An 11,719-nucleotide genomic window follows, 5' to 3' on the forward strand; every position below is an offset into this window, starting at 1 on the left:
GTCAGCTCGCGTCGAAGGCGCGGGCCGCCAGTGACCGGACGACGCCCGCCCGACCCTCGAGCACCAGTCGGCGCAGCGCCGACGGCCGCTCACCGGCCAGCCAGGCGTCCGCGGCCGCCACCGCATCGTCGGAGACGTCCCAGTCCGGGTACAGGCCCACCACCACGGTCTGAGCGACCTCGGAGGAGCGGCGCGCCCACACCGCGTCGATCGAGTCGAAGTAGCGCTGCGTCAGCGGTGCCAGCAATGCTCCCTGGCCCGGTCCGCCGATCCCCGCGGTGATGGCCCGGGTCATGGTGTTCGACAGCGAATCGTCGTCGAAGACCTTGGTCCAGGCGTCCTCCTTGACCTGCGCGTCGGGGCGGGCTGCCAGAGCGGTCGCCGCTGCGCGCTCACCGGCCGCGGTGCTGTCGCGCAGCGCCTCCGCTTCGATCTCCGCGCTACCGGCCGAACCGGCCCGCGCCAGGGCCGTCACCAGGCGCCACCGCAGATCGGTGTCGACGGTCAGACCGTCCAGGCCGACCGACGCCGGCTCAGCGCCGCTGTGGAGCGCGGTGAAGACCTCCACCTCCGACGGCCCCAGCGCCGCCGCGGCCAGCGCGTTGACGAACGCGAGCTGGAAGTCGGAGCCGGCCTGTGCGTCCCGTGCCAGCTGCAGCAGGCCGGCCGCGAATCGGGCCCGGCCCTCGGCCTCGGCCCACTGGGGATCGGCGTACGACTCGACCGCCGTCTGCGCCTGCAGCAGCACCCGCTGCACCACGCCCACCTCGGTCTCCGCGCCGATACCGCCGAGCACCAGCTCCACGAAGTCGCGGGCGCGCATCTCGGCCTGACGGGTCATCTCCCAGGCGGCCGACCAGCCGAGCGTGCGCGGCAGCGAATCGGCGATGTCGGCGATCCGCTCGGTGACGGTCCGCAGGGAGTGCGGGTCCAGGCGCACCGAGCAGTAGGTGAGGTCATCGTCGTTGATCAGCACCAGCTCTCCGCGATGCACCCCCACCAGCTCGGGAACCTCGGTGCGCGCGCCGTCGACATCGAGCTCGACCCGGTGCGAGCGCACCAGTCTGCCGTCCTCGTCGGAGTAGACACCCACCGCCAGGCGGTGCGTGCGCAGTTCCCCGGCGCCCGGCTCAGCGCCCTCCTGGACCACGGAGAACCGGGTGAAGCGACCGGCGTCGTCGAGCTCGAAGTCCGGGCGCAGGATGTTGATGCCGGTGGTCTTGAGCCACTGCGCGCCCCAGCCGGACAGGTCGCGCCCCGAGGAGGCCTCCAGTGCGCGCAGCAGATCGTCGAAGGTGGCGTTGCCGAACTTGTGCTCGGCGAAGTACGCCCGCAGACCGGCCAGGAACGGTTCGAGCCCCACGTACGCCACCAGCTGCTTGAGCACAGAGGCTCCCTTGGCATAGGTGATGCCGTCGAAGTTGACCTCGACGGCCTGCAGATCGGGGATCTCGGCGGCCACAGGATGGGTGGAGGGCAACTGATCCTGCCGGTACGCCCACGACTTCTCCACGTTCGCGAACGTGGTCCAGGCGGAGGTGTACTCCGTGGCCTCGGCCTGGCTGAGCACCGAGGCGAAGGTCGCGAAGGACTCGTTCAGCCACAGATCGTCCCACCAGCGCATCGTCACCAGGTCGCCGAACCACATGTGCGCCATCTCGTGCAGCACCGTCTCGCAGCGCCGCTCGTAGAGGTACCGGGTGACCTTCGACCGGAAGACGTAGTCCTCCAGGAAGGTGACCGCACCCGCGTTCTCCATTGCGCCGGCGTTGAACTCGGGCACGAACAGCTGGTCGTACTTGCCGAAGGCGTAGGGGATGCCGAAGTTGCGGTGGTAGAAGCCGAAACCCTGCTTGGTCTCGGTGAACAATCGCTCGGCGTCCATGAACTCGGCCAGGCTGGCCCGGCAGAACAGCCGCAGATCGATCGTGCCGTATTCGTCGGTGTAGGCATCGGACCAGCTCGCGTACGGTCCTGCGATCAGGGCCACCAGGTACGTCGACATCGGCTCGGTGGTGACGAAGGTCCAGCGGTGCGCGCCGGTGGGAAGGGGCTCGCGGGTCGCCTCGGCGCCGCCGGTCACCACCGTCCACTCCGACGGTGCGCTCACCGCCACGTCGAACACGGCCTTGAGATCCGGCTGGTCGAAGCAGGCGAACATGCGCTTGGCGTCGGCCGTCTCGAACTGCGAGTACAGGTACACCGCACCGTCGATCGGGTCGACGAAGCGGTGCAGGCCCTCACCGGTGTTGGAGTAGGAGAACCGGCCGGAGATCACCAGCTCGTTCTCGGCCGCCAGGCCGGTCAACCGGAGGCCGCCTTCCTCGGTGTAGCCGGAGACGTCCACCGGGCTGCCGTTGAGGGTGGCGGTGACGTCCTCGGCGATCAGATCGATGAAGGTCTGCGCGTCCTCGGTGGCCGTGAAGACGACGGTCGTGGTGCAGCGGAACGTCTTCTCGCCGGGCGCATCCGCACCGTCGGTCAGGTCGAGGTCGATCGCGTACCGAGAGACGTCGACGATGCCGGCACGCTCGGCGGCCTGGACCTGGGTGAGATTGGGCGCGGACAAGGGACGCTCCTTCGGGCTCGGCGACGGCGCACCCGACGGTGGCCGGTTGCGGCTGGTTCGACGCATTCCACAATGCCACCCGTCGCCCCGTCGTGTCCGAGCGGGAACCGGATCCGATGCCCATACCCGTGCGCCGCGGCGCCGGCGGGTGCACGATCAGGGGGGCGCGGCGCACGTCGGGTCCCGGGGGAGAGCGATCACTGAGAACAGGAGCCGGAGTGACTGACAGTGCAGCGCCGAAGGATCTCGTCGAGTTCTGGTTCGACCCGGTGTGTCCGTGGTGCTGGATCACCTCGCGGTGGATCCTCGAAGTCGAGAAGGTCCGCGACATCGAGGTCCGCTTCCACGTGATGAGCCTCGCCGTACTCAACGAGGGCAGGGACCTGCCGGAGAAGTACGCCGAGCTGATGACCAGGGCATGGGGACCGGTGCGGGTGTTGATCGCAGCCGCCGAGCGGCACGGCGACGGAGTGCTCCCGGCTCTGTACACCGCGATGGGTACCCGGATCCACAACCGGCGGAATCAGGACCTGACCGCGGTGATCGCCGAATCGCTCGCCGAGACCGGCCTGGAGGCCGACCTGGCGGACGCCGCCGGGCGGGGCGCCTTCGACGCTGCACTGCGAGTCAGCCACCACAACGGGATGGACGCAGTGGGCGACGATGTGGGCACGCCGACGATTCACATCAACGGCGTGGCCTTCTTCGGCCCGGTGCTCTCGCGCATCCCACGCGGCGAGGCCGCCGGAAAGGTGTGGGACGGGGCGGTACTGCTGGCCGGGTACGAGCACTTCTTCGAACTCAAACGCACCCGCACCGAGGAACCCGAGTTCGACTGACGGTCGGCTGACGCCGGACGGCGGGCGTCAGCCGAACGGTGTCAGTTGCCGAGGAACGGCGGCGGCACCTGCGGCGGAACCGGTCCGGGAACCTGCGGGGCCTCACCGGGTGCGGGCATCAGCACCTCCTGCTTGTTGAACACCGGCAACGGACCGGCCGGAGCCACCGCGCCGCCGCCGATGCCGCGCTCGGGCCGGCTCGGCGGGAAGAACAGCGAGCCCGCCCTGGTGCGGTTGCGCAGCGCCGCCGCGCGCCAGGTGAGCACCGGGTGCGAAGACGTGAGGTTCGCCAGCCAGGTGAAGAACCCCTTCTCGGTGGCAGCGCGGTCGGCGAGCTGATCGAAGTCGACCTCCTTGCCGAGGTACTTCCCGGCGCCCAGTACCCCCATGCCGCCGGGACCGCCCGAGGGCTGATTGAAATAGCCGTAGTTGTCGGCGGTGTACTCCTGCGAGCGCGACAGCGCCGAGCCGATCACCGGGACGTAGTTCATGGCGAACGATCCGACCTGTCGCCAGTAGGAGACGTGACCAGCGGCGATGTGGCCCACCTCGTGGCCGATGATGAAGGACAGCGCCTCCGGGTCACGGGCTTTGCCGCCGATCTCGAACAGATCGCTGTAGACCACCACGAAGCGCCGGAAGCCGTGACCGGAGGCGAAGGCGTTGATCTGCCCGTTGCCGCGCACGACGAAGGCGTCGGGCACCTCCCGCATCCCGTATCGCGCCGCGGCCTCCCGGACCATGCGGTATCCCTCGGGGAACTGGGTGGGAGTCATCTGGACGCCCTGCACGCGCGGCTTGGCCCAGATCGTGCCACGGCCGAACCAGATGATGATCGGCACCGCCAGCACGATGAGCAGGTAGGTGTCCATCACCCCGAACAAGGCGAGGGTGAGTGCACCGATGTAGATGCCCGCGGTGACCAGAATCACCACCACCAGCAGTGGGATCTCCCACGGATGACGCCGCGGGGCGCCCGCGTACGCGGGCGGCTGGTGGGCCGGTGGCACCGGACCGCCCGGGAACTGCGGACCGCCACCGTACGGGCCCGCACCGTAGGGGGCGCTCTGTTGCGCGCCCGCGGCGGACATCACCGCCGGGCTGTGATCGCCGAGCTCGGGCAGTGCGTGGTGTCCACCGGTGCGGTGCTGCTCAGTGGGGAAGTCGCCTACGGGGATCACTTTTCCGCTCGACGACGAGTGCTCGTTCTCAAGATCCTCCGGCTGGACGACGGGGAAGAAACCGGTCTTCGGCATCGTCGTCTCGTCCGGTTCGGAGCTGAAGGCGCCACTGCGGGCGGACGCGGTCGGGGTGGAGCCGTCCTGCGGCTCCGAGCCCGGGGTCTGCTCGGTGCTGTCATCCATGCCATCGAATGTAGGCTGTGCCGCTCATCGATGCGCGCGCGACGCGTGTCAGACTTGTGTCCATGCGCGTTTACCTCGGCGGCGACCATGCCGGATTCGAACTGAAGTCCCAGATCATCGAGCACCTCACGGCCGCGGGCCATGAGGTGGTCGACTGCGGGGCGCACACCTACGACGCCCTCGACGACTACCCGGCGTTCTGCATCGACGCCGCGACCCGTGTCGTCGCCGACCCGGGCAGCCTCGGCATCGTGCTCGGCGGCAGCGGCAACGGTGAGCAGATCGCCGCGAACAAGGTGCCCGGCGCCCGCTGTGCCCTGGCCTGGAGCGTGGAGACCGCCAAGCTCGCGCGCGAGCACAACAACGCTCAGCTGATCGGGATCGGCGGTCGTATGCACAGCAAGGAGGAGGCGCTGGCCATCGTCGATGCGTTCCTCGCGCAGCCCTGGTCGGAGGAGCCCCGTCACCAGCGCCGGATCGACATCCTGGCCGAGTACGAGCGCACCGGCGTCGCCCCGGCCGTCCCCGGCGCTCCCGAGGCCTGAGTCCCGGCCCGGCACACCTTCCATGCCCGAAGGGCACACACTCCACCGGCTCGCCCTCACTCACGACGACCTGTTCGCGGGTGAGGGCGTCCGCGTCTCGAGCCCGCAGGGCCGCTTCGCCGCCGAGGCGAAGCGGCTCGACGGGAAGGTCTTCGGCCGCGCCGAATCCTGGGGCAAACACCTCTGGCACCACTACGCCGACGGCGCGATCGTGCATGTGCACCTGGGGCTCTACGGATCGTTCACCGAGTTCGAGCTGGTGGAAGGCTGCGCACCCGCCCCGATCGGCCAGGTGCGGATGCGGCTCATCGGACCGCACGGCGGCGCCGACCTGCGCGGTCCGACGGCGTGCGAGTTGGTCAGCGAGGAACAGGTCGATGCGCTACTGGCCCGCCTCGGACCCGACCCGCTGCGCCCGGACGCCGACCCGGCCGGCGCGTGGAACCGCATCCACCGATCCCGAAGGGCGATCGGCGCGCTGCTGATGGACCAGAAGGTGATGGCCGGAGTCGGCAACGTCTATCGCGCCGAAGTGCTGTTCCGGGCGGGCGTCGACCCGCACCGGGAGGGGCGCGCGCTCTCCCGCGCCGAATTCGACACGATCTGGACCGACCTGGTGGAGCTCATGCCGATCGGCGTGCAGCGCGGCCGGATGCACGTGGTGCGTCCCGAGCACGACCACGGGGCACCGTCGTACGCGAAGAACCGGCCTCGCACCTATGTCTACCGGCGCACCGGTGAGTCGTGCCGGCTGTGCGGCGCCCCCGTCCGGACGGACGTGATGGAGAACCGCAATCTCTACTGGTGTGGGGTCTGCCAGACCTGACGCGACTGTAACGTCGCGCACACCGGGGTTTTCTTAACCGCGTCTTCAGTCCGCTGTCAGGTGAACGCGCCAGAGTTCAACCATGAACACGCTGACCGTCCCTAGCAGGACGGCCCGGCGATCGGCGGATGCCGGCCGGGCCGCGATCACCGTGCTCGCAGTCGGGGGCACCGGGGAGTCCTGGATCGACGATCCCCGCACCGAAGTCACCGGAATGCTCAGCCACGTCGTCGCCGAACTCGACGACCGGTTCTCCGCCCGCTGGGTGGGGTACCCCGCCTCGTACGGACCGGTTCCGGTGCGCGACGGCATCTCGTTCGCCGAGTCGGTCTCGATCGGTGTGGAGCGGCTGCTCGCGGCGCTGGCGCAGACTCCCGGCCCGGTGGTGCTGATCGGATACTCGCAGGGCTGCACAGTAGTGCGGCGGGTGCTCGGCGCGATGGCCGACGGTCCCGTGCTCGCCCCGCAGGTGATGGCCGCCGGCCTGGTCTCCGACCCGCAACGCCCACACGGCAGTGATCCCACCCTGGGAGGTTCCGGCGTCGCCGGCGACGGTCCGACGGTGCCCGACGGTCTGCCGGTCATGTGGATCTCCCACCCGCAGGATGTGATCTGCAACGCCAGCGTCGATTCCTTCGTCCGCGACATCGCCGACGCCACCGCCTATCTGACGCTGCGGGATCTCGCCGCGTGGGCACCTCGGGCAGCGGGCGGATACCTGGGCCACACGTTCCAGAACGCCACCCGCACGGCCTTCGGTTCGCGGCAGTGGCGCCGCGACGTGTCGCGCTTGCGCACCGCCCGCGACGAGATCCTCGGCTACCTGCCGCGGGTGCGGTTCCGCGGGCGGGTGTACAACCGGCGCGGAAACCGGCACGTGGCCTACGCCAGCGAACCGCTCGCCCGGTTGCGCCACGAGGACTACGAGCTCACCGGGTGCCAGGTGCTGGCGCAGTGGGTGCAGGTGCAGGCCACGTTCGCCGCTCCGACGACGCCGCGACCGGCCGTGCCGACCCCGCGACGCAGTGAAGAAGGTGTACCTGGTCTATTCTCGGGGACGTATCAGCAGGCTGGTTGACCCGGAGGTATAACCCGTGGCACGTGACACCGAGAGCATCGAGCGCGATATCGAGCGCGCCCGGGAACAACTGGCGGCAACGCTGGATCAGCTGGGGGAGCGCGCCGACCCGCGCAAGCTCGCCGAGCAGGCACAGCAGTCGGTGCTCACCACCGTGACCAAGCCGCCGGTGATCGCCGCCGCCGCCGGAGTGGCCCTGCTGGCAGTGCTGGTGATCGGTTCGCGGATCAAGCGCGGCCGTCGCGAGAAGCAGATCATCAAGGCCCTCGCTGAGGGCAGGATCTCGATCTGATCCCAGTTCTTCGATGAGGGCGGCGCCGTGCACCGGCGCCGCCCTCATCTACGTGTACGACTTGGCGCAGATCGTGTACACGGGATCGTCGAAGAAGTAGCTCCGGTCCCACGCCCCCGAACAGCGTGAGGAGTCCTTGAGCCCGGCGACCACCGAGATCACCGTGATGGTGCCCGGCGCCCCGCACTGCGCGGCAGGCTTGATCCAGGTGCCCTGCACCGGCGCGGCGTAGCAGTAGTTGATGTTCAGATTCGGAGTCAGGCAGTACCAGCGGCCGCGCGCGATGGACGTCTGCTCCGGGCGGCACTTCTGCCCCTCCGGCATCACCTGGGTGATCTTGTACGGCGATCCGCCGTCGTCGCAGTTGCCCACCTTGGGCGCCTCGGGGACGTCGTACAGGCAGTCGTTGATCCGGAAGACCGCGTTGTTGGTTCCGGTGGTCGCCTGGGTGGAGCTCTTGCCCGGGTCGGCGCCCTCCGAGTCACTGAGCAGTGCGGCCACCACGATCGCCGCGGTCAGTGCGACCACGGAGGCGACGGCGACCAGCGCCAGGATCAGATTGCGGCCCGACTTCGGGGGCGGCGGCGGAGGGGGCGGCGGGCCGGGCATCGGCCCGGGGACCGGACCGCGCGGCGGCGACGGCAGCGGGATCGCCTGCGAGTAGGCCTGGGCGCGCTCTGTCGGATCGTGGGCGCCGAACTGCCCCGGTTCACTCATGCTCGCGCCTCCTTCGCGCCCGTCCCGGCCTTGGCCTGAGCCTTCATCAGCTTCTTGTGGTCGCGCACCTTCTGCAGGGATGCGCCGTCCACCACGTCTGCGACGGACCGGAAACCGGCCTTGCCGTAATCGCCCACCGCGGAGGACCAGCCGCGCGGCTTGACACCGAGTTGCTTGCCCACCAGCGCGGCGAAGATCTTCGCCTTCTGCGCGCCGAAGCCCGGCAGGGCCTCGATCCGCGCGACCAGATCCGCTCCCGACGATGCCTCGGTCCAGATCCGCTCGGCGTCACCGTCGTACTCGTCGACCACGATCGCGGCCAGCGCCTGCAGCCGGGCGGCCATCGCGCGGCCGTACCGGTGGATCGCGGGTGGGGTGGTGCACAACTGCTCGAAGCGCTCCGGATCCGCGACGGCGATGTCACGCGGATCGATGCTGCCGAACCGGTCGAGCACCTTCCACGGGCCCGCGAAGGCCCGCTCCATGGGGAACTGCTGATCCAGAAGCATGCCCGCGAGCAGCGCGAACGGGTGCTCCGAGAGCACTGCATCCGACTCGGGTTCCCCCGTGATGTGCAAGGTGACCGCCATGTGGGCCACTTTACTTCAGCCGCGCCTTCCCTTCCGGTACGCAGCGCGCCGGATAGGGTGCATGGGAAGGCCTACGGCGACGGGAACGAGGAGCAGCGAATGTCGAACATCGAGTACGAGGTGCGCGACGAGGTCGCCCACGTACGGATCAATCGACCGGAGAAGCACAACGGTCTGACGCTGGACATGATCGACGATCTGGCCCGGGCCGCCGATCGCGCCAAGCAGGACCATTCGCTGCGGGCGGTGATCCTCTCCGGAGAGGGCAGTTCGTTCTGTTCCGGCCTGGACTTCGCCTCCGCCGGCAAGGAGCAGCGCCGGCTGCTGATGAACTTCGTGCCCAAGCGGATCTCCGCTGCCAACAACTTCCAGGCCGCCGCCTGGGCGTGGCGGGGCGTACCCGCACCGGTGATCGCCGTGGTGCACGGTCACTGCTACGGCGGCGGACTGCAGATCGCGCTCGGCGCGGACTTCCGCTACTCGTCGTCCGAGGCCGACTTCTCCATCCTGGAAGCCAAGTGGGGCCTGATCCCGGACATGTCGATCTCGGCGTCGATCGCTCAGCTCACCACGATCGATGTGGCCAAGCGGCTCACCATGACCGGTGAGATGTTCACCGCGAAGCAGGCCCTGGAGTGGGGGCTGGTGACGGGCGTGTCCGCGGACCCGATGAAGGACGCACTCGCGCTGGTGGACAAGCTCAAGGAGCGCTCGCCCGATGCGGTCGCCGCCTCGAAGGCGCTGTTCGAGAACACCTGGTACAGCGGCTCTCGGCTGTCGTTCCCGGTGGAGCAGGCCTTGCAGCTGGGGCTGATCCGGGGCCGCAACCACACGATCGCCCGTACCGCGGCGATCGCCAAGGAGAAGCCGGAGTTCGTCGAGCGGCAGTGACGGGCGTCAGTCGGGCCGGGGCCGGACCACGCCGTGGTCGAAGGCGAAGACGATGGCCTCGGCACGGTTGCGCACGTCGAGCTTGGTGAAGATCGACCCGATGTGACTCTTGACGGTCACGATCGAGATGACCAGCTCGGCGGCGATCTCGTCATTGGACGATCCCCGCCCGACCAGTGCCAGCACGTCGATCTCCCGGGAGGTCAGGCGATCGAGCCGGGTCGACGGTGTCGCGGCCGGCGTGGCCCGGTAGGCCTCCAGCACGCGGCCGGTGATCGACGGATCGAGCACGGCCTCACCGGCGGCGATCAGGCGCACCGCGCGGATCAGTTCCTCAGCGGGGGAGTCCTTGAGTACGAAGCCCGAGGCCCCGGCGCGCAGTGCGGCGGAGAGCAGATCGTCGTCACGGAAGGTGGTCAGAACCAGGACGGGTGGGGCGTCGTCGCGGCGGGTCAGCTGCCGGGTGGCGTCCATCCCGCTCACCCGTTTCATCCGCAGGTCCATCAGCACCACGTCCGGCGCCGACGCCGCGACCGCGGCGGCCACCTCGTCACCGTCGGCGCACTCGGCCACCACCTCGAAGCCGTCCCGGCGCCGCAGGATCCGGCGCAGTCCCAGACGCACCAGGTCCTGATCGTCCACCAGGAGCAACCGGATCGGGGTATCGGTCACGACTGTTCTCCTTCGGTGACTCCGGCAGGGCGGTTCTCCGTGGGGAGCAGGGCTTCGACCAGCCACCACCCGCCGACCGGGCCCGCGGTGAGCGTGCCGCCAGAGCTCTCCACCCGGGCCCGCATACCCGGTAGCCCGGAGCCGCCGGGGGCGCGGCGGGCACCGTCGGGCACGGGGCAGGTGACCCGCACCGCGACGGTGCCCGGGCCCCGGTTCTCGACGGTGACCGCGACCTTCGCGCCGGGCGCGTGTTTGACGGCGTTGGCCAGTGACTCCTGGACCACGCGGTAGGCGGCCAGCCCGCCGGCGCCGGACAGTGCCGTCGACGGTGCCCGCTGTTCCAGGTGCACCGCGAGCCCGGCCCGCTGGAAGGAGTCGACCAGCTCGCCGATCTCGGCCAGGCCCGGCTGTGCTTCCCCCGGCCCTTCGGTGCGCAGTAGTTCTATGGTGCGCCGGATGTCCTGCATGGCGGTACGCCCCTGGGTCTCGGCGTCGCGGAGCGCGGCGATCGCATCGGACCGGTCGTCGTCGGATTCGAGGCAGTGGCGGGCCGCGGTCACGTTCAGCAGCACCACCGCCAGCGAGTGCGCCACCACATCGTGCACTTCGCCGGCGATCGCCGCGCGGTCCAGCGCGGCTCGATCGGACTGGGCCCGCCGCTCGGCGCGCAGCAGCAGCAACTGGTTCTGCAGGAGCTGGCCGAGCGCGGCCCCGAAGCACAGGGTGAGCGCCACCATCCAGGCCTGCTCGATCACCCCCAGCGCGCCCGCGGTGATCACCACCGCCTCGTACACCACCAAGTGCACCACCGTGACCCGGGAGGTGCTGACCGCCGCGATCTGGGTGATCCCCAACGTCACGATCAGCGGTACCACGTCGAACGACGCCGGGGCGCACCAGAACAGCACGGCGGCGGTGAGTGTGGCGATCGAGTGCACGGTCAGCGACACCGGGAACGTCCGGACCATGCTCGCGGCGGTGTGGATCGACGACAGCGCCAGGGCACCGACCAAGCAGGCCAATTGCAATTGGTTCGGGCCCGCCAGGAAACGGGGAACGGCGGCGGCGACGACCAGTGCGAGCATGGCCGCTTCGGTGATCGACATGTAGTACGGCGGGTACTCGTATCCGAGCAGTTCGAAATGCCGCCGGTACCGCGCCTCCAACCATCGCAGCCAAGGCATGCAGGCGATCCTAGCCGGGTGCGCGGCCGCCGTCGTCCGTCCTGGGGAGGATCTCCGTCCCTGCTCAGGGCGGGTCGGCGATTCCTTCCTGGGGGCGCTGACCGGGTGTGACGGCGCTCATAGCGTGAAAGGTGTCCTGAACGGAATTCGAG

12 protein-coding genes are annotated in these 11,719 nt (G+C 69.6%); 6 read left to right on the top strand and 6 right to left on the bottom strand.

Features of this window, described 5'->3' with window-relative positions; all coding sequences use genetic code 11:
- Position 1: 1 nt before the first annotated feature.
- Complete coding sequence (pepN, locus tag ACYVHG_RS15440; protein WP_461168360.1) at positions 2-2,569, bottom strand: aminopeptidase N; 2,568 nt, start codon at positions 2,567-2,569, stop codon at positions 2-4.
- Between the two features lie 218 nt (positions 2,570-2,787).
- On the opposite strand from pepN, the gene ACYVHG_RS15445 reads away from it, so the two are divergent.
- Positions 2,788-3,408 carry a DsbA family oxidoreductase gene (locus ACYVHG_RS15445; protein WP_461168361.1) on the top strand — a complete coding sequence of 207 codons (621 nt, stop codon included), beginning with the start codon at positions 2,788-2,790 and terminating at the stop codon, positions 3,406-3,408.
- A gap of 41 nt (positions 3,409-3,449) precedes the next feature.
- Here ACYVHG_RS15445 and ACYVHG_RS15450 read toward each other — a convergent pair whose 3' ends face one another.
- The gene (locus ACYVHG_RS15450) at positions 3,450-4,499 is read right to left on the bottom strand and encodes a M48 family metallopeptidase (RefSeq protein ID WP_461168422.1); all 1,050 of its coding nucleotides are present in this window, start codon (positions 4,497-4,499) and stop codon (positions 3,450-3,452) included.
- Between the two features lie 335 nt (positions 4,500-4,834).
- Here ACYVHG_RS15450 and ACYVHG_RS15455 point away from each other — a divergent pair, with 335 nt between their 5' ends.
- The 4 genes from ACYVHG_RS15455 (at position 4,835) to ACYVHG_RS15470 (ending at position 7,513) form a co-directional block, all read left to right on the top strand.
- Positions 4,835-5,317 carry a ribose-5-phosphate isomerase gene (locus ACYVHG_RS15455; protein ID WP_461168362.1) on the top strand — a complete coding sequence of 161 codons (483 nt, stop codon included), beginning with the start codon at positions 4,835-4,837 and terminating at the stop codon, positions 5,315-5,317.
- A 22-nt stretch (positions 5,318-5,339) separates the two neighbouring features.
- The gene (locus tag ACYVHG_RS15460; RefSeq protein WP_461168363.1) at positions 5,340-6,143 is read left to right on the top strand and encodes an Fpg/Nei family DNA glycosylase; all 804 of its coding nucleotides are present in this window, start codon (positions 5,340-5,342) and stop codon (positions 6,141-6,143) included.
- Positions 6,144-6,225: 82 nt separating this feature from the next.
- Positions 6,226-7,221 (top strand): PE-PPE domain-containing protein, encoded by a 996-nt coding sequence (locus tag ACYVHG_RS15465; protein WP_461168364.1) that lies wholly within the window; start codon positions 6,226-6,228, stop codon positions 7,219-7,221.
- A 16-nt stretch (positions 7,222-7,237) separates the two neighbouring features.
- Entirely contained in the window at positions 7,238-7,513 is a 276-nt protein-coding gene (locus ACYVHG_RS15470; protein WP_461168365.1) for a DUF3618 domain-containing protein, read from the top strand.
- Positions 7,514-7,561: 48 nt separating this feature from the next.
- Here ACYVHG_RS15470 and ACYVHG_RS15475 read toward each other — a convergent pair whose 3' ends face one another.
- Positions 7,562-8,230, bottom strand: a complete 669-nt coding sequence (locus tag ACYVHG_RS15475) for a hypothetical protein (RefSeq protein ID WP_461168366.1) — start codon at positions 8,228-8,230, stop codon at positions 7,562-7,564.
- A complete protein-coding gene (locus ACYVHG_RS15480) occupies positions 8,227-8,820 on the bottom strand; it encodes an HhH-GPD-type base excision DNA repair protein (protein WP_461168367.1) in 594 nt (197 codons plus the stop codon). The genes ACYVHG_RS15475 and ACYVHG_RS15480 overlap by 4 nt, the downstream gene beginning before the upstream one ends.
- Positions 8,821-8,919: 99 nt before the next feature.
- Here ACYVHG_RS15480 and ACYVHG_RS15485 point away from each other — a divergent pair, with 99 nt between their 5' ends.
- Positions 8,920-9,711, top strand: a complete 792-nt coding sequence (locus ACYVHG_RS15485) for a crotonase/enoyl-CoA hydratase family protein (RefSeq protein WP_461168368.1) — start codon at positions 8,920-8,922, stop codon at positions 9,709-9,711.
- 6 nt (positions 9,712-9,717) lie between these two features.
- On the opposite strand, the gene ACYVHG_RS15490 is transcribed toward ACYVHG_RS15485, so the two are convergent.
- Both ACYVHG_RS15490 and ACYVHG_RS15495 read right to left on the bottom strand, forming a co-directional pair.
- The gene (locus ACYVHG_RS15490) at positions 9,718-10,383 is read right to left on the bottom strand and encodes a response regulator (RefSeq protein ID WP_461168369.1); all 666 of its coding nucleotides are present in this window, start codon (positions 10,381-10,383) and stop codon (positions 9,718-9,720) included.
- Complete coding sequence (locus ACYVHG_RS15495; RefSeq protein ID WP_461168370.1) at positions 10,380-11,567, bottom strand: sensor histidine kinase; 1,188 nt, start codon at positions 11,565-11,567, stop codon at positions 10,380-10,382. Before ACYVHG_RS15495 ends, ACYVHG_RS15490 begins: the two co-directional genes overlap by 4 nt.
- Between the last annotated feature and the right edge of the window lie 152 nt (positions 11,568-11,719).

This window comes from Tsukamurella serpentis, from assembly GCF_054780975.1.